Here is a 24669-nt window from a genome sequence, read left to right as displayed (position 1 = left end):
TGCTGCGGGGCCGGGCCGGTGCCCCGACAAGGAGGACCCGTGGCAGCCGACGACGAGGTCTCCGCGCTCGCGTACACCGCGCGGCGGGTCCGGCGGCACCTGCGCTGGGCGCGTACCGAGGGGATCGGACGGCTGATCGAGGAGGACCGCCTCAACCCGGTCGACCGGATCGGCACGGCACTGGCGAAGCGACGCTGGCGGCGGCGGGCCGGCCGCACGCCCGGCTCGGCGATGCCGGTCTACCTGGTCGGTCTGCAACGCTCCGGCACGAACATGCTGGTCCGCGGCCTGGACGCCGCACCCGAGGTCGAGGTCCGCAACGAGAACGACAGCACCCTCTTCCACCGCTTCCAACTCCGCCCGGACCCGGTGCTGACCGCCGTCATCCAGCGCAGCCGTCACGCGTACGTCCTGGTCAAGCCGCTCTGCGAGAGTCACCGTGTGGACGAGTTGCTGGCCCTGCCGGGGCTGACCCCCGGGCGCGCGCTCTGGGTCTACCGCGACGTCGACGACCGGGCCCGCTCCGAGGTCGCCAAGTTCGGTGACGCCAACCTGCGGGCCCTGCGGGCGATCGCCGACGGCAGCATCGGGCGACGGTGGCAGGGGCAGCGCCTCGACGCCGACGCCGTCGAGCTGATCCGGGCCCACGACCCGCAACGGTTGGATCCGCACAGCGGCGCGGCGCTGTTCTGGTACGTCCGCAACTCGCTCGTCTTTCAGCTCGGCCTGGACCAGCGGGCCGACGTGCTGCTGTGCCGCTACGACAGCCTGGTCGCGGACCCCGCCGCGCAGCTCCGGCGGCTCTGCGCCTTCCTCGACTTCCCGTACCACCCACGGCTGCACGCGCACATCGGCCCCCGCCAGTCGCACGGTCCGGCGGAGCACCGGCGGCTGCCGATCGACAGGCGCGTGCGGGCCCGCTGCGACGAGCTGACCGACCGGCTCGACCGCGCCGCGGCCGACGCCCGACCCGAGACCACGAAGGCGGCCGACAGTGGCTGAGACCGGAACCCGTACCGCGCCGATCTTCCTGGTCGGCTGCCAGCGGTCGGGCACCACGATGGTGCGTCTCGTCCTGGACTCACACTCGCGGATCAGCTGCGGCCCGGAGACCCGGTTCCTGCCCGACCTGCGACGGATCGTCGGCCGGGACTGGGAACGGCTGGCCCGCTTCGGGTTTCCGCGCGAGGACTGGCTGCGCCGGATCCGGGACTTCTTCGGCGGCGTGCACGCCGACTACGCCGCCGCCCGGGGCAAGACCCGGTGGGCCGACAAGACCCCGCTGTACGCGATGTCGCTGGACTTCGTCACCGAGGTCTTCCCGGACGCCCAGATCGTGCACCTCATCCGGGACGGCCGCGACGTGGTGGTCTCGCACCGCAAACGGTTCGGCTACTGGTCCGCCGTGAAGTGCGTGGTGAAGTGGCCGCGCTACATCCGGGCCGCGCGGGCAGTCGGCGCCACCCTGCCGGCGGACCGCTACTACGAGCTGCGCTACGAGCAGGCGGTCAGCGAGCCGGAGAAGACGATGCGGGCCCTGTTCGAGTTCCTCGGCGAATCGTGGGAGGACGGCATCCTCGACTACGACAGCAAGCAGCACGACGTGGCCCAGAAGTACACCACCGAGGCGGAACGACGACGGGCGGCGGCGAGCGTCACCGAACCGATCTACGGCTCCCGGGTGGGCACCTACCGCCGCGAACTCGACCCGTTCCTGCGCCTGCTCGTCTGGGTCTTCTCCGGTCCGACCCTGCGCGCCCTGGGTTACCGGTGACCCGCCCGAGCCGGCGGCGCGCGATCGCCACCGCCGCCATCGCCGCCACCCTCCTGCTCACCGCCGGCTGCACCGGCGGCGACGACGATCCGCCGCCGGCCGCCACCCCCTCCGCGACGGCGGCACCCGCAACCGGCGCGCCGGCACCCACCGGCGAGCAGGTGAGCAACCCGTTCGGCGCGCACTGGGACTGGTCGCGGTTTCAGCAGTTCGGGCCGTACCTGCGCCGGCTCGCCGGTTCGGCGACGTACGAGGAGATCTCCTGGTGCGAGATCGAACGGACCCCCGGTAAGGCGGACTGGGCCGGGCTGGACGAGATCGCCACGCGCAGCCGGGACCTGGGCATCACACTGCACCTGAAGATCCGCACCGGTGTGTGCTGGGCGACCGGTGGCACCGCACGCTACACCCGGGGCGCGGCCAACAAGACCGAGTCGGCGATGCCCACCGACCTCGGCGCGTACCAGCGGTTCGTCGGCGAGGTGGTGCACCGCTACGGCCCGTACGGGGTGCGGGAGTACGCGATCGAGAACGAGGTCAACGCGCCGAGCTACTGGGCCGGCAGCCCCGAGGACTACGCGCGGCTGCTCCGGGCCGCCGCCGAGACGATCCGCGCGACCGACCAGAAGGCGCGGGTGGTCGACTCCGGCATCAGCAGTGTCGCGTACGGCATGGGTGTCGCCGACCGGCTGCTGCGCGCCGATCGGGTGCCCGAGGCCGTCGCCGCCTATCAGGCGTACTTCCAGCGTCGGGTCGGCACCCGGGGGCAGCAGATTCCGGCGGTGACCGGGGAGGCGCAGCTACGTCGGGCGCTCGGCACCGAGACCAACAGCCGCAACCTGCGTTTCCTGGCGGTGACCGAGTCGCTGCTGACCGACCGCACCGTCGACGTCCGGCAGGTGCACTTCTACGAGCACTTCAGCGGGGTGGCCCCGCTGCTGGACTACCTGCGCGCCACCACACCGCCGGGCACCCCGATCCAGGCGTGGGAGGTCGGTCAGTTCTGGCGCGACGGCGACGGCGACCCGGCCAGCCGGGCCACGGAGATGGTCAAGACGGTCACCCTGCTGGCGGCCGGTGGGATCGGTGAGATCAGTTGGTTGCCGTTGGCGTACAACCCGAACAACGCGGCCGGCAGCGAGGTCCGCTACGGCCTGCTCGACCCGGACGGCACCGAACGGGAGGCCGGCCGGATGCTGGCGGCCCTGGCCGACGCCGCCCGGGACGCCACCGTCACGCCGCTACCCGCCTCGGTGGCCGGCAGGCTGAACGGGGTCGCGTTCGTCCGGGGTGGTCAGAGCACGCTGGTGCTCTGGTCGGCGTCGAACACGCCGGTGACGGTGCCCGCGGCACCGGGCGCCCGGGCCGGGGCGGTGGGTTCCCCGCTGGGCGTGGCCGGCGGCGGCACCACGATCACCGACGTGCCCGTCGTGCTCCGCGCCGACCAGCCGGTGGACCGGGTCCTCGCCGCCGTCCGCTAGGGCCTGTTTCATAAGGGCGGCCGAGCCGAGGCGGAGTCCGGGCGGCGATCCGGCAAGGCGCGGTTTCGTCCGGATACCGGTGTCGTATCCGGACGAAACCGCAACGCCGCCGGTCGTCGTCCGGGCCCGCCGCAGGCCGGCCAGTTCTTATGAAACAGGCCCTAGTCCAAGCCAGGGGTCGGACCAGCCCAACAGGGCGGCCAGGCGCGCGTTGTGCGGCGCGAACTGCTCGCTCAGGCGCTCCCGCAGGGCCGGGGTCAGCTCGGAGACGCCCGGGTCGACCCGGCGGGTGTGCCGGGTGAACGCCTCCGGGGTGAAGGCCGGCAGGCCGAGGAAGCGCACGATCTCGCCGTACGTGCCGGCCGGGTCGGCGTTCAGGTCTTCGGTCCGGGCAACGTGGATCCGCTCCCGGGGGACGTGCGCGAACCACCGGTTCAGCTGCTCGGCGTAGCGGCCCCGGGCAGCGTACGAGTGGTTACGCAACGCCCGGTGCGCGGCCGGGCTGTCCGGGCCGCGCCGCGTCGCCCTCGCCAGCCGCTCCTCCTCGGCGTCCAACGCGTCGGCGAAGGAAAGCGGTTCGACGCCGTACGAGCGGGTGTGCAGGTAGTGCGAGTAGGCCCGCTGCACCGGGTCGCGCAGCAGGACGACGAAGCGGGCCTGCGGCAGGGCCGCCGCGACCCGGGCCGGCACGCTCGGATGGAACAGGTAGTAGGGGCTCGCCTCGAACGTGCGCTCCCCCGGGGCGAGGCGCGGGAAGTGCCCCCGGTACCACCGCGCCCCCCGAGCGTGGTGGACGCTGAAGTACTGCAACTCCTTGCCGGTGGGCACCCGGACCCGGGGATGCGCGGCGAGGTGGTGGTACAGCGACGTGGTGCCGCAGCGCTGCGCGCCGATCACCAGGAAGTCCGGCAGCGGTCCCGGCTCCCCCGGTCGCGCCGCCCGTCCCCAGGCCCGTGCCGTGCGCACCCCCCGACGCAGCCGGTCGGTGACCTGACGCCGTGCGCCGCCGCTCACGAGCGCGCCCCGCGCTGGCCGGCACCCGCAGCGGCACCCACCCCGTCGGCCGGTTCGGCGGGGTCGGCGGCGGCACGTCGACCGCCTCGGCGGGTCACCGCGCGCAGCACCATGACGTCCTCCCGACTGAGCCCGAGGGCGAACACCACGGCCAGGTACGCCACCATGATCGCGGCGAGGCCGACAACGAGTTGCGCGGTCCACCCCTCGACCAGCCAGCGCACACCGAACCCCACACCCATCGCGACCAGCGCGGCGACCAGGCCCTTGACCATGCCCGCCGTCACCGGCACCGTGTGCACCTGCGCGCGCACCTGCCAGACCCGGGCGACGTTCACCGCCGCCAACGACACCGCCCAGGCCACCGCCGCGCCGAGAATGCCGTACGCCGGGATGAGCCAGAGGTTGAGCAGGACGTTGAGCAGCAGGGCGGCGAGGTTGTCCATCATGTTCACCGAGACCCGGCCGGACATGTTCAGCAACGTCCCGCAGGGCCCGGTCGCGGCGTTGACGAGCTGACCGAGCGCCAGCACCACGGTGACCGCCGCGCCGCCGACCAGGCCCGGCCCGCCGACCAGCCGCAGCAACTGCTCCGGGAAGACCAGCAACGCCACGAAGGCCGGCAGCGACAGCCGCAGCACCCAACCGGTGGCGACCCGGTAGATGCGGCGCACCTCGTCCAGTCGACCCTGGTGGTAGAGGTGCGCCAGGTGCGGACCGAACGAGGCGTTGACCGGTGCCAGCACGAACACCGCGATGGTGACCAGCCGGGTCGCCACGTGGTAGACACCGATCGCGTCGGCACCGTAGTCGAAGAAGCCGAGCAGCAACGCGTCCACCCAGATCAGCCCGGTGGACGACAGCGAGGAGACCCAGCTGACGGTGGAGAACCGGAACAACTCCCCCGGCCGGTACGCGGGCCGGGCGGCGGGCACCCGGCGCACCATCCGGGCGAGCGCCACGAGAGCGAACGCGGCGGCGCTCCAGCTCGCCACCACCAGTGCCCAGAACGCGCCGGTCAGGCCCGCCCCGAGGGCGAGCGCCAACGCGGTGAGCGCCAATCGGGCGGCCGGCTCGTAGACCTGGCCGATCAGCGCGTAGGCCCGTTGGGTGCGCCAGCCCCGGGTGGCCGCGAGCGCTGCCTCGCAGACCGTGCTGGCGGGCAGGCACAGCGCCACCAGCCGTAGCCCGGTGGTGAGCTGCGGGTCGTGCAGGGCGTCGGCGAGCCACGGCGCGCCGACCGCCAGACCGAGGGCGATCACCGTGGACGCGGCCGCCGAGATGCCGATCCCGAGCCGGATCGCGCCCCGCAGGGCAGCCGGCTCGTCGTCGGCGAGATGCACCGCCACGAACCGGGTCAGCCCGGCCCGGAAACCGGAGAGCGAGAGCAACCCCAGCAGCGACAACACCGCGTAGACCTGGGCATACCGGCCGAGTTCGGGTACCCCCAGGGCCCGGGCCAGCAACAGCATGACCAGGAAGAGCGCCACCTGGCTGAGCACGGCGCTGGCCAGGTTCAGCACACCGCCGCGGGCCATACCGCGTACCTGCTGGTCGCCGGCATCCGGCGCGGCCGGCGGCCGGCCGGTCACCTCGCGCACCCGGCGGCCCGTTCTCCGATGGTCACGGCCGTGCCGCGGTCACGGTCTCCGCCGGCAGCGCGGGGGCCGCGGTGCTCGCGGCCGCCGGGCGGGTGGCGGCTCGGCCCCGCGAAAGCAGTTCGAGTACGCCCACCAGCAGCACGCCGAGCAGCAGACCCGCACCGCCCACCGGCAGGGCGGTACGCACCAGCTCGGTCAGCCGGCTCACCTCGTGCGCCTCGCCGATGCTGGTCACCTGCTTCGGGTCGGCGGCCTGGGCCTGCGCCCGCGCCGCCTGCAACCCCTCCCGCGCCTGCGACAGCGCGTTGGTCGCCGCGTCCCGTTGGGCGAGCAGCGCCTGGTAGTCGGGGAGTTTCGGCCCCAGCTCGTCGAGCTTCTTCTGGGCGGCGGTGATCGCGCTCGTCGCCGCGTCGACGCCACGGCCGTTGCCGACCGCCTGCATGGAGAGCTGCTGCTGGCGCAGGCTGGTCAGCTCGCCCAGCGTCGCCTGGTAGATCCGGTCCGGCTGGGAGACCTTGTTCGCCTTCTCCCACTCGCCGATCGCCCTGGTCGCCGCTGTGACATCGGCGTTGGCCGCCTCGACCTCACCGGTGGCGATGCCGACCTGGGAGGAGAAGAGGAACGCCAGCGCCCGGGTGGTGGTGGCGGTCAGCACCGGCGCGACAGTCGCCCGGTCACCGACGGTGTACGTCACCTCCAACTGGCTGCTCGCGCCGACCTGGCTGATGGCGAGCCCGTCGCGCAGCCGCTCCGGCGGCACCCCGGTGTCAGCGGCCACGTCGGCGAGGACCCGGGGTGAGGTGACCGCCGCGCCGAACGCCGCGACGAACTGACTCGCCGCCTGCGTACCGGTGTACTGCGTCCCGGCCGTGCCACCCACCAGGGCCGGCGCCGCCACGTACGCGGTTCCGCTGAACTGCTGTGGCGCGAGCAGGACGATGGCGGCCGCGGCCCCGGTGGCGAGTACCGGCACCCCCACGAGTACCCAGAGGCGCCGCCGGGCGACCCGCAGGTAGTCGACGATCTCCACTTTTTCCCCAATGCTGTCGTTCAGTCAAACCGGGACGGACGTGCGTCGTGGCTGCTCGCCGGTCAGGTGCGGAGCCGGTTGGCGGGCGATCACACTGGCCGCCGCGGCGAACGCGACGAAGTACCAGAGGGTGACCACGTTGGATATCACGTTGGAGGCGGCGCTGACCGCCACGAAGGCGGCGGCGCAGCCGGTGAACCCGACCGCGACGCCACGCTCGAAGCTGCCCGGAGGGGCCCGCCGCAGCGCGGTCCGGGCGGTGTACAGAAAGGCGAACAGCATCAGCAGGTACGCCCCGAGACCCAGCAACCCGGTCTCCACGTACGCCCGCAGGAAGTCGTTGTGCGGCTTCTTCGCCTCGTCGGTCTCGCGCTGGGTCATGTTCGGTCCGATGCCGGTCACCGGATTCCGGTCGGCCAGCGTGACGATCTCGGTCCAGTAGCTGATCCGCCACTGCAGGGTGTTTCCGGTCGGGTCGCCACCGACCGCGCGGGACACGCCGAGTTGGGCGAACCGTTCGCCGACGGCGGGCACCAGTGCCACCCCGGCGACCGCCACCACGCAGAGGGTGACCAGCATCCGCTTGCTGCGATGCAGCACCGCGACCACGATCAGGCCGATCGCCGCGCCGAGCAGGGCGCTTCGGGTGTTGGTGAGCAGCAGGAACAGCAGCGAGAGCGCGAGCAGCACTCCGAGGGACGCCCGCAGCCGACGGTCCAGGAAGCGGTACACCGCGAACCCGAAGATCACCATGAACATCAGGTACCGGCCGAACGTGGTCGACTGGCTGAACGTGCCGCTTATCCGGGTGAAGTCGCCCTTCACCTCGGCCGGCGGGTTGCCCAGCAGCGACAGGACGACGGTGTAGCCCAACGCCAGCACCAGTGAGGCGTAGCAGGCGAGCAGGACCCGACGGATCGCCGCGGTGTCCGGCATGAGCTGTTCCAGCACCACGAACATCACCACCACGGTGAGGATCCGCAGCGCCTCCAACAGGCTGTTCGCCGGTCGGGTGGCACCGAGGGCGCTGACCACGCTGCTGGCACCGACGAGCAGCATCGCCCAGCTCAGCGGGGAACCGCGCAGCCGCCCGTGCCGGCTGAGCTGTGCGGCCAGCCAGAGCCCGGCGGCGAGGAGGAACAGCACCGCGAGCAGTGTGGAGGGATCCGCCGCCCGGGCCGTTCCGGCGGAGTTGGCCTGGCCGGCGCTCGGTCCGGTCAGCTTGAACAGGTCCACGCAGGAACGCACCGCGAGCATCAGCAGCACGTACCCGGCGAACCGGGTCAGCGCGAGCACGGCCACCGCGATCCCCGCTACCACCGCGAGTGGCAGCACCATGCCCCGACGGTCACCGGCCGCCATGGAGACACCGGCGATTACCGCCACGACCGCGGCGGCCAGCGCCGCGCCGCCGGTGAGGAGGCGGGTCGGGTCGAGCCGCCTGGTCATGAGCGGAGTGACCTGCTGCGTGTGTTGTTCCACTGATCCCACTGAACTGAATCGGCGCTGCCCGGCCGCTGCCGGGCGCGGCCAACCAATGTCCTCCCGGCACAAGATCGGTTCAATCTAGCCCTGTCCCCTCGACGGTAGAAGGGGCCGTTGCGCCGACTGTTGCGTCCTCCGCCGGGTTGATCCCCCGCTCCCCCGGCGAACACCGCCCGGTCAGTCGGCGGCCGCCGCACGTCGTGCCCTTCCCCGTCGTCCCGGCTCCGGTGCCAGGCGAAGGTAGAGCTGCTCCAACTCACGGGCGGCGGTGTCCCAGCTGTACCTGCCGGTGACCCGCTCGCCCAGTGCCACGGCACCGGCCCGTTCGCCCGGCAGGTCGGCGAGTAGCGACGTCAGCGCCCGGAACAGGTCGTCCTCGTCGCCGTCGCGGAACAACCGCCCTCCGGCGGCGTCGGCGCTCAGCACCTCGACGTGCGGCGCGATGTCGCTCGCGACGATCGGCAGCCCGTACGCGGCAGCCTCCAGCAACGTCAACGGCAGCCCTTCCAGCCGGGACGGTTGGACGAATCCGGCCGCACCGGAGTACAGCTCGGCGAGCAGGTCGCCGTAGGCGAACCCGGTGAAGACGATCCGGTCGTCCGCCCCGGCTTCACGGCGCAGCCGGTCCACGAAGTCGTCGGTGAACGACGACCCGCCGACGATCGCCAGGCGCATCGGGGTCTCGGTGCGCCGGAAGGCCCGGATCAGCAGGTCGGCCGCCTTCTCCGGCACCAGCCGCCCGACCAGCAGCAGGTAGCCGCCGGGGGTCAGCCCGAACCGGTCCTGGATCTGCCGGGTCCGTGCCGTTCGGGCCGGGTTCACGCCGTTCGGGATGTAGGTCGTCGGGCTGCCGAACCGGGTGCTGTAGTGGGCGGCGAGCCCCTGGGAGACGGCCACCCGCTGGTGCGGGACGTACCCGCTGAACCAGTGGGCGCTGCCCAGCACCGCCCGGGCGGCGAGCCCCCACTTGCCCCGCTGGTTGTCCAGTCCGTGCACTGTCAGCACCACCCGCGCCCGGGACAGGGCGCGCGGGAGCGGGGCGACCAGGGCCGGCCCGAGCCCGTGGTAGTGCACGATGTCGGGCCGCGCGGTCATCGCCGCCATGGTCGAGGTCGCCGCGTGCACGATGGCGTCGAGGTGCTTGCTCGCGATCGTGTGGGTCTGGCGCAGCCGCACCCCCCGGTAGCCGTCGGCGGGTGTCTCGCCGTAGCTGCGGCGGCAGTAGACGGTGACCTCGTGCCCGTAGCCGGCGAGCCGGCTGGCCATCTCCTCCACGTGCCGTTCGATCCCGCCGTAGGTCGCCGGCATCCCCTTCTGGCCGATCATCGCGATCCGCAGCGGACGCCAGCTCGCGCCCGCTGCGGCGCTGTCCCGTCCGGCGGCCCACGCGTCGAGCGCCTGCCGCGCCGCGACACCCTCGCCCCGCTGCCGGGGAATCGCAGAATGTCCGGTGCCCTGGTCCACATTGTCGGTCTGCAGGTCGGGGTGGGCCACGATGACTCCCTGCGTGACTAGGTGCGCGCCCGCGCCCGGGCAGATCAACACCTTGCCATGAACGGGCCCGTCCGCCAGCCGATCATCCAGACAAAAAAATCATCGGTGGGATTCGTGGCTCGTGACATGCCATCCGGATGACATCTACGCAGACGGCTGTCAAACCAGGTCGACCAGCGGATGAACAGCCGCAACGGCTTGCGTCCCACCGCGCGCGCCAGGCGGCCGGGTGTCAGTGGCGGGGCGACGATCCGCTCGGTTCGGACGCTCTCCTGGTGTGCAGGACGGTCAGCGTCACGGTGATCGCGGCGGCGACGCCGACGCCGGCCCAGAGCAGCGGCCTGGTCCGCAGGTCGTCGGGCAGTTGCTGACCGAGGACGAAGACGCCCATCACCACCACGAACCAGCCGAACGCCTTGCGCAGGATGTCCGCCGGGATCCGCTCGGTGAGTCGTCCACCTGCCAGGCTGCCGGCGACGGCAGCGACGGTGACCGCTGCCGCGAGGCCCCAGTTGATGTCCACTCCGGCCAGATAGCCGGCCAGGCCGGCGAACGACTTCATGGCGATGACCACCAGCGAGGTGCCGACCGCTACCGGCATCGGCAGGCCACCGAGCAGCGCCAGGGCGGGCACCACCAGGAAGCCGCCGCCCGCGCCGACCAGGCCGGTCACCAGGCCGACCACCACACCGTCGAGGATCACCCGTGGCACCGGCAGCTCGTGTGGCACCACGGTGCCGGCGGCCTCGCGTCGGCCACGGATCATCGCCACCGCGGTGGCCAGCATCATCACCGCGAACCCGGTGAGCAGGATTCCGGCGGGGATGAGCCCGGCCAGGCGACCACCGGCGTAGGCGCCGGTCATGCCGGCGAGACCGAAGATCAGGCCGGTGCGCCAGCGCACCCGGTGGGCGCGGACGTGCGGGATGACGCCCACCAGGCTGGTGGCGCCGACGACGAGCAGCGACGTCGCGATGGCCTCCTTCGCGGGCAGATCGGCGACGTAGACCAGCAGCGGTACGGCGAGGATCGAGCCGCCCCCGCCCAACAGCCCGAGGCTGACCCCGATCAGCACGGCCAGCCCGACGGTCAGCGCCACTGTGGCGGTCATGCCCGCTCCACGGCGCTCCCACGCAGCTGGCCCATGACGGTGTCGAGGTCGCGGCTGGCACCCCGGTTGTAGGGCAGCTTGCCGAGCAACATCCCCATGGCGCAGGTGTTGGTGACGGCAGCGACGGTCAAGCCGGCGCCGATGGCCCCGGCCACCCACTTGAGCTGCGGCACGAACACCGAGGCGAGAATGCTGACCAGCACGATCGAGCCGGCCACCAGGCGGACCTGACGTTCGAGGTCCCAGCGGGGCACGCCCCGCGTGACCGGCGCGTCGGCAGCCTGCCAGGACATGATGCCGCCGTCCAGCACCGTCAGGTTGGGCAGGCCGACCCCCGCCAGGGCCTGCTGGGCCTGGCGGGCGCGGGCACCGGAGCGGCAGACCAGAACGACGTCCTCGTCCAGCTGGTCGCGCAACTCCCGGCGGTGCTCCTTGAGCAGGTCGAGCGGCACGTTGTAGGAGCCGGGGATGTGCGCCGTCTCGAACTCCGCCGGGGTACGCACGTCCAGCACCCGGGGCGCATGACCGGATTCGATCAGTTCGCGAAGGCCGGTGGCGTCGAGCGTGGCAGGGCGCGCGGTCTCGGAAGTACTCACTTACTCCGCTTTCTTGGATGGGGTGTCAGCTGTCACGGCAGGGGAAGCCGGCCGGCGGCGGTGGCGTCGGCCGGTGGTGCGGACTGTTCCGGTCAGGCAGCGGTGACCAGGTCCAGGCCGGCGGTCCGGGCGTGCCCGAACGCGTCGTCGACCACGACCACCTCGCGGCCGGCGTTCGTCAGGAGAGAGGCGGCGACGGTGGCCCGGTAGCCCGAGCCGCAGTGCACCCAGACGGTGCCCGTCGGGACGTCGGCCAGCCGCCGGGGCAGGTCGGGCAGCGGGATGTGCGCGGCGCCGTCAATGTGGCCGGCCCGCCACTCGTTGGTCATCCGCACGTCGAGGATCACGTCCGCGCCGGGCAGACCGGCCGGGATCTGGCCCTTCCGCGCCGCCGCGAGGGCCCCGAAGTCCGCCATCCGCAGCTCGCGCAGCTGACCGGGGTCAGTCGCCCAGCGCGTGGCGTCGCCGGTGGCCTGCGCGGCGGGATGGTCGATACCGATGCGGACCAGTTCACGTTGGGCGTCGGCGACCTGCTGCGGTGTCTCGGCGAGCAGGGTGATCGGCACCCCCCACTCGATCAGCCAACCGAGCCAGGTGGCCATCGGACCGTCCAGACCGAGACTGACAGTGCCGGCCAGGTGCGAGGCGGCGTACGCCTTGCGGTGGCGCAGGTCCACCACCCACTCCCCTGCTGTCATCCGCTCGCGTAGTTCGGCGGCGTCGGCGCGGGTCACCGGCGTGAGGTCGACCGGGGCCGGGCCGGCGGCGTTGGCCACCCCCATGTGGGCGTAGTACGCCGGGTAGGCGTCGAGGCCGGCGAGGGTCTCGGTGACGAAGTCGTCAGCGGCCAGGCGCAGGACGGGGTTCTTCTCCTTCTCCCGGCCGATGGTCGACTCTGGAGCGTCGGCCTGACTGGCCGAACAGAAGCTGCCGAACCCGTGCGTGGGCCACACCTGCGCACCCTCGGGCAGCAGATCCGCCAGCCGTTTCGCCGAGGCGTGCTGCTGCTGGGCCAACTCGTGGGCGTGCTGCTGGCCCAGCAGGTCGGTACGGCCCGTCGTGCCGAACAGCAGCGACCCGCCGGTGAAGACGTCGGTTGCCTCCCAGCCGCCGTCGGTGGCCACGTCCAGGACGTACGACAGGTGGTGGAAGGTGTGGCCCGGCGTGCCGATCACCCGCAGGCGCAGGGAGTCGGAGACGCTCACCTGGTCGCCGTCGGCGACCGACGTCCGCGCGAAGCCGACCTCGTCGGCCCCTGCCACCAGGTAGTGCGCGCCGGTGATCCGCGCGAGTTCCAGCCCGCCGGAAACGTAGTCGTTGTGCAGGTGCGTCTCCAGGACGTGGGTGATCCGCACGCCCTTCTCCCCCGCCAGGTACATGATCCGGTCGATGTCGCGCTGGGGGTCGACCACGATCGCGACCTGCCCGTCCGAGGCCAGGTAGCTGCGATCGCCGAGGGCGGACGTGGCGACGACGGAAACCTCAACTGACATGTCCTGCGCTCCTTTCCGGATACCCCGGGGGGTATGTGGACGACACACTGCTGCCTGGTTCTTCACCCACGCTGTCACCCGCCCACACCATTGCCAGTCGGCGCGGCGGACCCTCGGGCACGATGAGCCCGCCGCGCCACACCTCGACGGGACGGTCCGGGCCCGCCCCCGAGAGGGCGGACCCGGGAACGCCTCAGGCGAGAGCCAGGAAGAGCTTCTCGAGCTCCTCCTCGGTCATCTCCGGCTCCTCGCCACGGTCACGCGCGGCCCCACAGTGCCGCATGCCCGACGCGATGATCTTGAAACCCGCGCGGTCGATCGCCTTCGACACCGCCGCCAGCTGGGTCAGCGCCTCGCGGCAATCCTGACCGTTTTCCATCATCTCGATAACCGCGTTGAGCTGCCCACGCGCCCGCTTGAGCCGGGTCAGCGCATCCGAGGTCATCTCCGGTCGAAGCTTCATCGGCACCTCCTGGAGGCAACCATACCCCCGGGGGTACCCACCCTGCCAACAGTAGCCGAGAAAACGGCCATATCGGGTGTCATATGCCGAAAGAGCCCCGGCCGATCACAGCGGATCGGCCGGGGCTCTCGGTGCTACCTGTCAGGCGAGATCGAACCGGTCCAGCTCCATGACCTTGGTCCAGGCGGTCACGAAGTCGGCCACGAACTTGTCGCGGGCGTCCTGGCTGGCGTAGACCTCGGCGAGGGCGCGCAGCTGCGAGTTGGACCCGAAGATGAGGTCGACCGCGGTGGCGGTCCACTTCAGCTCGTCGGTGGCCAGGTCGCGGATCTCGTACACGTGCTCCTCGGACTTCGACGCGCTCCACCGGGTGCCTGGCGAGAGCAGGTTGGCGAAGAAGTCGTTGGTGAGCACGCCCGGCCGGTCGGTGAGCACACCGTGCCGGCTGCCGCCGACGTTGGCGCCGAGGGAACGCAGACCGCCGATGAGGACGGTCATCTCCGGCGCGGTGAGGTTGAGCATGTAGGCGCGGTCGACGAGCAGCACCTCCGGCTGGGTCTTCTCGCCGGCACGCAGGTAGTTGCGGAACCCGTCGGCACGCGGCTCCATGACCTTGAAGGACTCGACGTCGGTCTGCTCCTGGGTCGCGTCGGTGCGGCCCGGCCGGAACGGCACAGTCACCTCGACGCCGGCGTCCCGCGCCGCCTTCTCCACAGCGGCCGAACCGGCCAGCACGATCAGGTCGGCGAGCGAGATCTTCGCCCCGCCGGCCGCGTTGAACTCCTGCTGGATGCCCTCAAGGGCGGTCAGGACAGTCGCCAGCTGCTCGGGCTGGTTGACCTCCCAGTTGCGCTGCGGCTCCAGGCGGATGCGCGCCCCGTTGGCGCCGCCGCGCTTGTCCGTGTAGCGGAAGCTCGCGGCGGAGGCCCAGGCGGTGGAGACCAACTGGTCGATCGTGAGCCCGGACTCCAGAACCTTCGCCTTGAGCGCGGCGATGTCGGCGTCACCCACCAGCTCGTGGTCGACGGCCGGCACCGGGTCCTGCCACAGCTGCGGCTCGGCCACCCACGGCCCGAGGAAGCGCTCGATCGGGCCCATGTCGCGGTGCAGCAGCTTGTACCACGCCTTGGCGAAGGCCAGCGCGAACTCGTCGGGGTTCTCCAGGAAACGGCGGGAGATCTTCTCGTACGCCGGGTCGACGCGCAGCGACAGGTCGGTCGTGAGCATCGTCGGCTTGTACTTCTTCGCCGGGTCGAACGGGTCCGGGATGATCGCCTCGGCGTCCTTGGCGACCCACTGCTTCGCGCCACCGGGGCTGGTGGTCAGCTCCCACTCGTAGCCGAAGAGGATCTCGAAGAAGCGGTTGCTCCACTGCGTCGGCACGTCGGTCCACGTCACCTCGAGACCACTGGTGATCGTGTCGCGGCCCTTGCCGCTGCCGTGGGTGCTCAGCCAGCCCAGGCCCTGCGCCTCCAGCGGGGCGCCCTCGGGCTCCGGACCCACGTGGTTGTCGGCGACGCCGGCGCCGTGGGTCTTGCCGAAGGTGTGACCACCGGCGATGAGGGCGACGGTCTCCTCGTCGTTCATCGCCATCCGGCGGAAGGTCTCGCGGATGAAGTGCGCCGCCGCGGCCGGGTCGGCGTTACCGCGCGGACCCTCCGGGTTGACGTAGATGAGGCCCATCTCGGTCGAGCCGACGCCGGCCGCCATCTCCTTCTCGGAGGCGTAGCGCTCGTCGCCCAGCCAGGTGTCCTCCGGACCCCAGAAGATCTCCTCGGGCTCCCAGACGTCCTCGCGACCGAAGCCGAAGCCGAAGGTCTTGAAGCCCATCGACTCCAGGGCCACGTTGCCGGCGAGCACGAGCAGGTCGGCCCAGGAGATCTTCTGGCCGTACTTCTGCTTGACCGGCCAGAGCAGCCGGCGGGCCTTGTCCAGGTTGGCGTTGTCCGGCCAGCTGTTCAGCGGCGCGAACCGCTGACCACCGTCACCGGCGCCGCCCCGGCCGTCCTCGATGCGGTACGTGCCGGCGGCGTGCCAGCTCATCCGGATCATCAGGCCGCCGTAGTGGCCGAAGTCGGCCGGCCACCAGTCCTGCGAGGTGGTGAGAACGTCGGTGATGTCGCGCTTGAGCGCCTCGACGTCGAGCTTCGCGAACTCCTTGGCGTAGCTGAAGTTCTCGCCCAGCGGGTTGCCCTTGTTCGAGTGGGCGTGCAGCACCGAGAGGTCGAGCTGGTTGGGCCACCAGTCCCGGTTGGTGCGCGGACGACCACCGGTCTTCGGGGTCGGCGAGTCGATCGCCGGGTTCTCACTCTCGCTGCCGTGCGCGGTCACCGAGTCGTGCGCGACCGGGCAGCCGGCCGCTGCCTTCTGGTCCACGCCCTGCGCACTGGTGGGGCGGTTCTCCTGGGTGTCGCTCATGTGCTTCCTTCCGAGCTTGCGGATCTCTGGGGCGTGCGGTCGGTCGCGCAGTCGGGGCAGGTGCCCCAGTAGACGACCTCCGCCTCGTCGACCACGAAACCGTGGTCGCCCGAGGCGGTGAGACAGGGGGCGTGACCGACGGCGCAGTCGACGTCGGCGATGGTGCCGCAGGAGCGGCAGACGACATGGTGGTGATTGTCCGCGACCCGGGACTCGTAGCGGGCGGTCGCCCCGGCGGGCTGGATGCGCCGCACCAGCCCGGCGTCGGTGAGCACGCGCAGCACGTCGTACACCGCCTGGTGGGAGACCGTGGGGTGACCCGCCCGAACCAGCGAGATCACCGCCTCGGTGCCGATGTGCGGGTGGTCGCGCAGCGCCGCGAGCACCGCCAACCGGGGCCGGGTCACGCGCAACGAGACGGCCCGCAGCTGCGCCTCGAAGTCGGACATCACGGGTACGAACACTAGCTCACTTTTTTGGAACGAATCAAGTTTTGGGCCCACCCGAGGTACCCCAACGGCGGACGATTCACCCGAGGTTAACCTGCGGGGGAAGAAAAAGCGGACAGCCATGTCGAGAAGTCCCGACCGGCTCCGTCCCCGGGGTGAACGTGACCACGATGGGTCGCAGCCAGCTTCAAGGAGCATCACGATGGCCAAGTACCTGCTGCTCAAGCACTACCGGGGCGGCCCGGCGGCGGTGCACGACGTGCCGATGGACCAGTGGACGCCGGCGGAGATCTCCGCCCACATGCAGTACATGCGCGACTTCGCGGCCCGGCTCGAGGCAACCGGCGAGTTCGTCGACGGCCAGGCACTCGCCCCCGAGGGCACGTTCGTCCGGTACGACGGCCCGGGCCGACCGCCGGTCACCGACGGCCCGTTCGCCGAGACCAAGGATCTCATCGCCGGCTGGATGGTGATCGACGTCGACAGCTACGACCGGGCGGTCGAGCTGGCCGGGGAGTTGTCGGCCGCTCCCGGTGCCGGCGGCAAGCCGATCCACGAGTGGCTGGAGCTGCGCCCGTTCCTGAGCGAGCCGCCGACCATCACGGAGTGACAACTCCGATGGACGAGACGCTGCTGCGCAACCTCACGCCGAGCGTCCTCGGGATCCTCGTCCGCCGCGGAATCGACTTCGCGGCGGCCGAGGACGCCGTGCAGGACGCCCTGGTCGAGGCGGTCCGCGTCTGGCCGGTCGACCCGCCGCGCGACCCGTTGGGCTGGCTGACCACTGTGGCGTGGCGGCGGTTCCTCGACGCGGCCCGAGCCGACGCCGCTCGCCGTCGGCGTGAGGATCTCGTCGACGAGGAGCCGGCGCCGGGGCCCGCCCCCACCGTGGACGACACCCTTGCGCTCTACTTCCTCTGCGCCCACCCGTCGCTGACGGCGTCGTCGGCGGTAGCACTCACGCTGCGCGCCGTCGGCGGCTTGACCACCCGCCAGATCGCGCACGCCTACCTGGTGCCCGAGGCGACCATGGCGCAGCGCATCAGCCGGGCGAAACGCACCGTCTCCGGGCTGCGGTTCGACCGACCCGGTGACGTCGCCACCGTGCTCCGCGTCCTCTACCTGGTCTTCAACGAGGGCTACTCCGGTGACGTGGACCTCGCCGCCGAGGCCATCCGGCTCACCCGACAGCTCGCGGCCGCGATCGACCACCCCGAGGTGGCGGGGCTGCTCGCCCTCATGCTGTTGCACCACGCCCGCCGCGCCGCCCGTACCGCGCCCGACGGCACCCTCGTGCCCCTCGCCGAGCAGGACCGCGGCCGCTGGGACACCCGGTTGATCGCCGAGGGCGTCGAGATCCTCCAGGCGACCCTGGCCCGCGACCAACTGGGCGAGTTCCAGGCCCAGGCCGCCATCGCGGCGCTGCACGCCGACGCGCCCACCGCCGCCGAGACCGACTGGGTGCAGATCGTGGAGTGGTACGACGAACTCGTGCGCCTGACCGACAACCCGGTCGTCCGACTCAACCGGGCGGTGGCGGTCGGTGAGGCCGACGGTCCCCGGGCCGGCCTGAGGGCTCTCGCGGCGCTGGACGACACACTGCCCCGGTACACGGCGGTGGCGGCGTACCTGCACGAGCGCGACGGCGACCTGGCGACGGCGGCGCGGCGGTACGCCGAGGCGGCCCGGCAGGCCCCCAACCTCGCCGAACGCGACCACCTGACCCGCCAGGCCGCCCGGCTCAACGCGCTCGGGCGTCGCTGACCGGTCGCACCACGCGTCGTTGTCCGCACCATCTGCCACTGTCGGCGCACGAGATCCGGAAAGTCTCCGGAACTTTCAGCGATCTTCCGCCGAGCCCTCGCTCCGCCACTGTGAACGTCCGATGACCACCCTGCGCTCTGATCCACTACTGACCTGGATGAATGCGGAATCAGCGACGACGGCTGTGTTGCCATTGTGTTTCCGAAAATTGTTGACAAGCCGTGGACCGGGTCATACGGTCGCCATCGACGGCGCTCAATCGTCGTCAGCACCAAACCACCGCGACCCACTTCTCCGGTCGTCGTGCAGGACGACCGGCCCCACCACCAGAGCGGTATGACGCCGTGGCCCTTACCCGACCACCGGCAGCCTGCCGAGGCGTACCGCGCCGCTGGCCCCCCGCCAGCCGTCACGAGGAGGCAACAGTTCCATGACCGACACCAGCCACACCAGACCGAGAAGTCGCGGCCGCATGCGGTTGCTCCTCGGCGCCGCATGCACCGCCGTCCTGGCCGTCGCCGGCACGATGACGGCCACGAATGCGTACGCCGAGGCCGACCGGACGCTCACCTCGAACCTCACCGGCACGCACAACGGGTACTACTTCTCGTTCTGGAAGGACAGCGGCAACGCCAGCATGACGCTGCGCGCCGACGGCCGGTACACCAGCAGTTGGGACCGGAGCACCAACAACTGGGTCGGCGGCAAGGGTTGGGCCACCGGCAACCGACGGACGGTCAGCTACTCGGGCAGCTACAACCCGGGCAACAACAACACCTACCTCGCCCTGTACGGGTGGACCCGCAACCCGCTGGTCGAGTACTACGTGGTGGAGAACTTCGGCAGCTACAACCCGAGCAGCGGCGCCCAGCGGTTGGGCACTGTCACCACCGACGGCGGCACCTACGACATCCTCCGCAGCCAGCGGGTCAACGCCCCGTCGATCGACGGCACCCAGACGTTCTACCAGTACTGGAGCGTCCGCCAGCAGAAGCGCTCCAGCGGCACCATCACCACCGCCAACCACTTCGACGCCTGGGCCCGCGCCGGCCTGAACCTCGGCAACCACAGCTACCAGATCATGGCCACCGAGGGTTACCAGAGCAGCGGCAGCTCCGACATCACCGTCCGGGAGGGCGGTAGCGGCAACCCCACGTCCGGGCCCACCACCGGCAACCCGGGGACCGGCAACTGCACCGCGACGCTCTCCGCCGGCCAGCAGTGGGGTGACCGGTTCAACCTCAACGTCGCGGTCAGTGGCACCAACAACTGGGTCGTCAGCCTCGGCCTCGGTGGCGGCCAGAGCATCCAGAACAGCTGGAACGCCGCGGTGAACGGCAACAGTGGCACTGTCACCGCGACGCCGAACGGCAACGGCAACAACTTCGGTGTGACGATCATGGCCAACGGCAACTGGACCTGGCCGACGGTCACCTGTCGTACCAGTTGACGCTGAGCACCACCTGACACCACCTCTGGCGTGGCGGCCCCGGCCGCCACGCCAGAGGTGCCCGGCCGCCACGCCTCGACGGTCCCGACGGGCGCGCCCCGGCCGTGACAGTCGCCGCCGTCCGCTAGACCGGCGGCGCGGCGCTCTCGCCGGCCACCGTCTCCCGCTCCGGCGATTCCTCAGTGTCGTCGGATTCCTCGCTGTCGGCCGCTGGTGCCTCGGTCGGCGCCACCGAGGATGGCGCCGTTGTTCCACCGGTCGGGTCGGTCGTCGGCTCCGCATCGGGGCTCTCGGAGGTGGTGGGTCCGGGCGCGTCCGAGGTGCTCGTGCTGGAGGGAGTCGGTCGCCCCGCCGCCCCGCCGCCCGCCGAACGGCTGGGCGTCGGCGACCCGGGCGCACGCACCGGCACGCCTGCTGAACCGCGGTTGGCCGGTTCACCGCCGCCGACGCCGGGCCCGGGCTCCTGCTGAGCGGGCGCCGTTGGCGACACCGAGGACGGCGCTCCGGGTGGCGTCGACGATCGCCCGGCCGGGCCCGGCATCATGCCGGTGGGATCGGCGAACACCAGGACGGCGGCCGCGGCGGCCATCGATCCGAGAAGCACCGCGAGCACCTTCGGCCCGGGACCCCCCGACCGCTTCGCCGCGCCGCCGGCAACCGAGCGCCGGGCCGGGAAGCGCCCGGCCGCCGCCGCGACCGGCGCGCCGACGGCCGTCCGCACCAACTCATCGGACGGCTCCGCGAGCGTCTGCGCGGCGGTGGCCATCGCCGCCGCCGTCGGGAAACGGCGGGTCGGCTCCTTGGCCATCGCGGTGGCGACCAGGCGCTGGACCTCCGCCGGAACGTCCTCCGGCAGCGCCGGTGGCTCCTCCTCGAGATGGCGCAGCGCCACCGCGACGGCGTGCTCGCCCTGGTGCGGGGGCCTACCGGCGAGGCAGTGGTAGACGACCGCACCGAGCGCGTAGATGTCGATCGCCGAGGTGGTCTCGTTCCTGGTGATCTGCTCGGGGGCCATGTAGTGGGCGGTGCCGACGACCTGGTTCGTGCCGGTCAGGCTCGCCGCCTCCGGCGTCACCGCGACGCCGAAGTCGACGAGTACGACGTGCCCGTCCGGCTCGATGATCAGGTTGCTGGGCTTCACGTCCCGGTGCACGAGGCCGGCGTCGTGTGCGGCCTGAAGCGCACGGGCGGTCTGCGCGGCGATGGACATCGTCTCGGCCACCCCCAGCCGGCCGACCTCGGCGATCCGCTCCGACAGGGGTTGTCCCTGCACACACTCCATCACGATGTACGCGAGGACCGGCGCGTCGGCCTGGGACACCTCGCCGTAGTCGTAGACCTGGGCCACGCCCGGGTGGCGCAGGGCCGCCATGGCCCGCGCCTCGCGGCGGAAGCGCTCGCCGAAGCCGGCGTCGGCGACCAGCCGAGGTTGCAGCATCTTGACCGCCACGCAGCGGTCCAGGGTGTCGTCGACCGCCCGCCAGACGTCACCCATCCCACCGCTGGCGATGCTCTCGACCAGGCGGTAACGGCCTCCGATGACTTGCCCCACGCTCGGCATGACACGTTCGGTACCCCGGACTGCGCGATCTCAAGCACCGCGACGTCGCCTCGGGTGGTGGTGCCGCGTCGGGAAGCACCGTCAGCGCCGACGGTGCTGCGCCGGCCCCGCCGTTTCCGACGGGGCCGGCTCAACCGGGTCCGGTCAGCTGTTCAGCCTGGCCAGCAGGGCGGTGGCCATGCCCTGCTCACCCCGGGCGTTGGGGTGGAACGGCGCGGCCGAGTTCTGCGGCACCAGACCCTCGACCCACCGGGTGCCGCTGCTCTTGCACGCGTCGCGGCCGATCGACGGGGTGTAGACATCGGCGTAGGTGGCGCCGTTGGCGCTCGCGGCGCCGGCCAGCATGGCGTTGAGCGACTTCTCGATGCCACGCAGGTACGGCACGTCCTGGTAGGCGATCGGGACGACCGGCCAGCAGCCGTAACCGGTGTCCGGCAGGATCGCCGGGTAACCGAGCACCACCACCCGCGCGTTCGGGGCGGCCCGCCGGACCGCCTGCAGCACGGCGGTGACCTTCGGCGTGGCGGCGACGATCCGCGCCTGCAACTGGTCGACCCCTCCGGCGGTGTACCGGTTCTTGCACGGCGAGCCGAGCGGGCTGCTGACGCTGGCCTCCGCACAGTCGCCGATGATGCCGGCGAAGCCGATGTCGTTGCCCCCGATCTGCACCGTCACCAGCGAGGTGTTCGAGGTGACCGCGTTGAGCTGCGGCGGCAGCGTGATGCCCAGTGCGCCACTACCGCCGTAGAGGATGTCGTCGGTGGTGGCGCCGGAGCAGCTCACGTCGGCGAACGACGACGAGCCGGCGGACGCCGCCACCAGCGACGGGTAGTTGCGGTTGGACCGCAGACAGTTGAGGTCGATCTGGGTGGGGACCAGCGGACCTGAGGTGTACGAGTCGCCCAGCGCGACGTAACGGCCGGTGGGCACGGCCGCGCTGGCGGGGGTGGCGACGGTGAGCAGCACACCGGCGGTGGCGAGGGCGAGGGCGGCCAACCGGGTGGCTGCCCGCATCCGGGGCAGGCGGGGACGGGTCATGGAGGCTCCCAGGAGGGGATCAGGGGTGGTGGTGCCCGAGATCCTGTCGCCGCCGACCGCCCCCGTCAATATCGATCGGCCTCACTAAACACCCGTCCGGAGTGTGGGATGAATCGGTAGCCGTCAATCCAGCGGCGCATACCATCGGGCGCCGGTGACCCGGATCCGCCGGGACTGCTTACGGTTCCACTCCACCCGCATGCCGTGCTTGCGGAGCACCGGAAACGCGACCTCGTCCAGCAGTCGTTCCAGGTCGGCCTGGTAGCCGGCCTGCTGCTCGGCCTCCGACAGGGCGGCATAGGCGACCTCGTCGAAGTCGGCAGCGGGATAGACGCCGTAGCCGAGGTAGACCTCGCCGTCCTCGCTTGCGATCAGCGACTCCGTGTCCTGCTGGTGGTACCAGAGGAACCCGTGCCAGTGGCGGGAGTCGTCCCGCTCGTCGTGGATCTCGGCGCTCGCGCAGGTGCCGCAGTAACTGAAATCCTCCCGGGCCAACACCCCCAGCTCATTGAGCTCGGCGAAGGCACGGGTGAGGTTGCCGCGCACCTCACCCCACCCGCGCTGCTGCTCCCGCCGAACCGCCAACGCCGCCTCGTACGCCGTCCTGAGGTCGTCGTCGGTGGCACCGCACCGCTCGTCGGGGTCGTCGAAGACGTCGACGAACTCGTCCGGGTCGCTCTCACCCCGCACCACCCAGCCCCACAGCTCGTCGTCGACGGCGGTGCGGCCCGGCTCAGGGACCCGATCGGTGAGGAACCTGACGCCCTCGGGGCGGTCGTTGTACGTCCACTCAGTCACGACGAGATCTTCACATGGGCGTACGACTATCCCGGTCCGCGAGCGACCGGCCAGGAACGCCCTAGTTGCCGGCCGGCACCTGATCCTTGACCTCGTCGTAGCCGACCGGCGTCGGCGCCGTGCCCGGGGCGTAGATCACGCGGAGGACCCCGGTCGGGAACGCCTCCGAAGCCACGAGCCGCAGGTGGTACGCCGCCTCGCCCTCGTCGAACAGCCTGCGGCCCTTGCGCGCGGCCACCGGGTGCACCAGCAGGCGCAGTTCGTCGACCAGGCCCGCGGCCAGCAGTTGCTGCACCACCGAGATCGACCCCGGGATGAGGATGCCCCGGACGCCGGCATCGGCCTTGAGCGCGCTGACGGCGTCGAGGAGGTCCCCGTTGATCAGCTCCGAGTTGCGCCAGGAGAACTCCAGCGACTGACGCGAGACGACGACCTTGCGCATGTCGCCGAGTTGCTTGGCGAACGGTGCGTCGTCACCACCGGCGGCCTCCCGGCCGGGCCAGGCCCCGGCGAAGCTGTCGTACGTCTCGCGGCCGATGAGCAGCACGTCGGCGGTGTCGTAGTCCTCGGTGACGGCGCGTCCCATGTTCTCGTCGAAGTACGGGAAGTGCCAGTCAGGGTCGATCTCGGCCACGCCGTCGGCCGAGATGAACAGCGTGGAGATGACCTTTGCCATCGCGGGGGATCCCTTCGCGTCGGTGATGTCGACCGGCGCATCGTCCCAAACTCGTCCGCCACCGACAGCCCCGATGACGCGTGTCGTATCCCGTCTTTTTGTCAGCCGGACGTCACGGGAGCGAGCCAGTGCCACGTTTCGAGCAGCTTCGACTGCCCCAACCCGTTCGTCCTCTCGACGACGTCATCGTCGCTTCGGAGGTATCCGGCGGACTCGGCGACCCGCTGCGAGGGCACGTTGCCCTGCACGATGCTCAACCGTAGTCGGGTGAAGCCGAGTTCCTGGTGGCAGAACGCCGTCATCAACCGCAGCGAACGCGACGCCATACCCCGGCCGCGGTGCGCCGGGCCGACGGCGTACCCGAGCACCCCGATCGCCACGTGCAGCGCGACGAGGCCGAGCGGCTCCCCGCCGTCGCGTGTCACGGCCAGGCCGACGACGCCCTGCGCGCGGCGCCGTCGGATCCTGCTGAGAAAGGCGTCCGCGTCGAACGGAGAGGGGATGTCGGTGTTCGCCGCGATGTCCGGCGCGTCGAAGAGACCCGGCATGGACGGCAGATCCGCGTCGAGCCAGTCGCGCAGCACGATCCCCTCCCCCTTCACAACGAGAGGGAAGGCGGTGGGACCGACCGCCGGCGACGTCGTGGATTCGCAGCTCACACACCATCCTTGCACGGCTGTCGGCACCGGCCGGAACGGCGGGAACTGACCGGTTGCCGGTCGCGAGAGGTGCACCACACCTGGCGTGGCGCGGGCGGGCTCGGCGTCCTGCCGAGCCCGCCCGTTCCCTGTCAGTCGAGCGTGATCACATCGTGTCAGCGCTGCAGCGTCAGCAGACCCGGCCGGTACGGCAGCAGACCGTAGTCACCACCCGAGTTCGGCGACCGACCCTGATACAGCAGTTGCAGGTTGCAGGCGTTGACAGTCATCGTCTGGTCAGCGCTGGTCCGCAGCAACTCACCGTGGCTGATGTC

Annotated in this window: 23 protein-coding genes and 1 pseudogene; 6 read left to right on the top strand and 18 right to left on the bottom strand. The window is 71.5% G+C overall.

Translation table 11 applies throughout. The features are described from left to right. Positions 1 to 39: 39 nt before the first annotated feature. From ACX27O_RS30700 to ACX27O_RS30690, 3 genes are read left to right on the top strand one after another with little or no spacing between them, the layout of a single operon-like run. On the top strand, positions 40 to 1002 hold the full coding sequence (locus tag ACX27O_RS30700) for a hypothetical protein (RefSeq protein ID WP_458940490.1): 963 nt from the start codon (positions 40 to 42) through the stop codon (positions 1000 to 1002). Further along, positions 995 to 1774 (top strand): sulfotransferase family protein, encoded by a 780-nt coding sequence (locus ACX27O_RS30695; RefSeq protein WP_458940489.1) that lies wholly within the window; start codon positions 995 to 997, stop codon positions 1772 to 1774. The genes ACX27O_RS30700 and ACX27O_RS30695 overlap by 8 nt, the downstream gene beginning before the upstream one ends. Next, complete coding sequence (locus ACX27O_RS30690) at positions 1771 to 3255, top strand: hypothetical protein (RefSeq protein WP_458940488.1); 1485 nt, start codon at positions 1771 to 1773, stop codon at positions 3253 to 3255. The genes ACX27O_RS30695 and ACX27O_RS30690 overlap by 4 nt, the downstream gene beginning before the upstream one ends. 147 nt (positions 3256 to 3402) lie before the next feature. Here the strand turns inward: ACX27O_RS30690 and ACX27O_RS30685 are convergent, their stop codons facing one another. The 11 genes from ACX27O_RS30685 to ACX27O_RS30635 form a co-directional block, all read right to left on the bottom strand. Continuing rightward, positions 3403 to 4269, bottom strand: a complete 867-nt coding sequence (locus ACX27O_RS30685) for a sulfotransferase family protein (protein WP_210867025.1) — start codon at positions 4267 to 4269, stop codon at positions 3403 to 3405. Next, positions 4266 to 5861: an oligosaccharide flippase family protein gene (locus ACX27O_RS30680; RefSeq protein WP_210867024.1), complete on the bottom strand. Its 1596-nt coding sequence runs from the start codon at positions 5859 to 5861 to the stop codon at positions 4266 to 4268. Before ACX27O_RS30680 ends, ACX27O_RS30685 begins: the two co-directional genes overlap by 4 nt. A 31-nt stretch (positions 5862 to 5892) precedes the next feature. Next, positions 5893 to 6900, bottom strand: a complete 1008-nt coding sequence (locus tag ACX27O_RS30675; protein ID WP_210867023.1) for a Wzz/FepE/Etk N-terminal domain-containing protein — start codon at positions 6898 to 6900, stop codon at positions 5893 to 5895. A 24-nt stretch (positions 6901 to 6924) separates the two neighbouring features. Continuing rightward, positions 6925 to 8382: an O-antigen ligase family protein gene (locus ACX27O_RS30670; RefSeq protein ID WP_387217912.1), complete on the bottom strand. Its 1458-nt coding sequence runs from the start codon at positions 8380 to 8382 to the stop codon at positions 6925 to 6927. 180 nt (positions 8383 to 8562) lie between these two features. Continuing rightward, positions 8563 to 9879, bottom strand: a complete 1317-nt coding sequence (locus ACX27O_RS30665; protein ID WP_156057993.1) for a glycosyltransferase family 4 protein — start codon at positions 9877 to 9879, stop codon at positions 8563 to 8565. A gap of 232 nt (positions 9880 to 10111) precedes the next feature. Continuing rightward, positions 10112 to 10990, bottom strand: coding sequence for a sulfite exporter TauE/SafE family protein (locus tag ACX27O_RS30660; protein ID WP_030337680.1), 879 nt, complete (start codon positions 10988 to 10990; stop codon positions 10112 to 10114). Beyond that, a complete protein-coding gene (locus tag ACX27O_RS30655) occupies positions 10987 to 11586 on the bottom strand; it encodes a rhodanese-like domain-containing protein (RefSeq protein WP_210867021.1) in 600 nt (199 codons plus the stop codon). The genes ACX27O_RS30660 and ACX27O_RS30655 overlap by 4 nt, the downstream gene beginning before the upstream one ends. A gap of 92 nt (positions 11587 to 11678) precedes the next feature. Beyond that, positions 11679 to 13079 (bottom strand): MBL fold metallo-hydrolase, encoded by a 1401-nt coding sequence (locus ACX27O_RS30650; RefSeq protein WP_358137892.1) that lies wholly within the window; start codon positions 13077 to 13079, stop codon positions 11679 to 11681. A gap of 193 nt (positions 13080 to 13272) precedes the next feature. Then, the gene (locus ACX27O_RS30645; protein WP_030337683.1) at positions 13273 to 13542 is read right to left on the bottom strand and encodes a metal-sensitive transcriptional regulator; all 270 of its coding nucleotides are present in this window, start codon (positions 13540 to 13542) and stop codon (positions 13273 to 13275) included. 141 nt (positions 13543 to 13683) lie between these two features. Then, the gene (gene katG, locus ACX27O_RS30640) at positions 13684 to 15960 is read right to left on the bottom strand and encodes a catalase/peroxidase HPI (RefSeq protein ID WP_357637942.1); all 2277 of its coding nucleotides are present in this window, start codon (positions 15958 to 15960) and stop codon (positions 13684 to 13686) included. Beyond that, positions 15957 to 16412, bottom strand: coding sequence for a Fur family transcriptional regulator (locus ACX27O_RS30635; RefSeq protein ID WP_280940615.1), 456 nt, complete (start codon positions 16410 to 16412; stop codon positions 15957 to 15959). The genes katG and ACX27O_RS30635 overlap by 4 nt, the downstream gene beginning before the upstream one ends. Before the next feature lie 199 nt (positions 16413 to 16611). Here ACX27O_RS30635 and ACX27O_RS30630 point away from each other — a divergent pair, with 199 nt between their 5' ends. Then, a complete protein-coding gene (locus ACX27O_RS30630) occupies positions 16612 to 17019 on the top strand; it encodes a YciI family protein (RefSeq protein ID WP_030337686.1) in 408 nt (135 codons plus the stop codon). An 8-nt stretch (positions 17020 to 17027) separates the two neighbouring features. Next, complete coding sequence (locus tag ACX27O_RS30625) at positions 17028 to 18173, top strand: RNA polymerase sigma factor (RefSeq protein ID WP_358137959.1); 1146 nt, start codon at positions 17028 to 17030, stop codon at positions 18171 to 18173. A gap of 351 nt (positions 18174 to 18524) precedes the next feature. Here the strand turns inward: ACX27O_RS30625 and ACX27O_RS30620 are convergent, their stop codons facing one another. Next, on the bottom strand, positions 18525 to 18647 hold the full coding sequence (locus tag ACX27O_RS30620) for a hypothetical protein (protein ID WP_256443362.1): 123 nt from the start codon (positions 18645 to 18647) through the stop codon (positions 18525 to 18527). Between ACX27O_RS30620 and ACX27O_RS30615 the strand changes: the two genes are divergently transcribed. After that, entirely contained in the window at positions 18646 to 19623 is a 978-nt protein-coding gene (locus ACX27O_RS30615) for a glycoside hydrolase family 11 protein (protein WP_374224345.1), read from the top strand. The genes ACX27O_RS30620 and ACX27O_RS30615 overlap by 2 nt on opposite strands. A 124-nt stretch (positions 19624 to 19747) precedes the next feature. Here the strand turns inward: ACX27O_RS30615 and ACX27O_RS30610 are convergent, their stop codons facing one another. The 6 genes and pseudogenes from ACX27O_RS30610 to ACX27O_RS30585 all read right to left on the bottom strand — a co-directional run. After that, positions 19748 to 21175, bottom strand: coding sequence for a serine/threonine-protein kinase (locus ACX27O_RS30610; protein ID WP_357637938.1), 1428 nt, complete (start codon positions 21173 to 21175; stop codon positions 19748 to 19750). A gap of 153 nt (positions 21176 to 21328) precedes the next feature. Further along, a complete protein-coding gene (locus ACX27O_RS30605) occupies positions 21329 to 22222 on the bottom strand; it encodes an SGNH/GDSL hydrolase family protein (RefSeq protein WP_358131393.1) in 894 nt (297 codons plus the stop codon). Between the two features lie 123 nt (positions 22223 to 22345). Then, positions 22346 to 23020 (bottom strand): DUF6891 domain-containing protein, encoded by a 675-nt coding sequence (locus tag ACX27O_RS30600; RefSeq protein ID WP_458940487.1) that lies wholly within the window; start codon positions 23018 to 23020, stop codon positions 22346 to 22348. A gap of 61 nt (positions 23021 to 23081) precedes the next feature. Then, the gene (locus ACX27O_RS30595) at positions 23082 to 23696 is read right to left on the bottom strand and encodes a dihydrofolate reductase family protein (RefSeq protein ID WP_387217898.1); all 615 of its coding nucleotides are present in this window, start codon (positions 23694 to 23696) and stop codon (positions 23082 to 23084) included. Positions 23697 to 23797: 101 nt separating this feature from the next. After that, positions 23798 to 24298: a GNAT family N-acetyltransferase gene (locus ACX27O_RS30590; RefSeq protein ID WP_458940486.1), complete on the bottom strand. Its 501-nt coding sequence runs from the start codon at positions 24296 to 24298 to the stop codon at positions 23798 to 23800. Positions 24299 to 24510: 212 nt separating this feature from the next. Further along, positions 24511 to 24669: pseudogene (locus ACX27O_RS30585) on the bottom strand (non-reducing end alpha-L-arabinofuranosidase family hydrolase); the annotation flags it as partial.

This window comes from Micromonospora sp. SD19, from assembly GCF_054462275.1.
This window is presented reverse-complemented; position numbering and strand designations above follow the sequence as displayed.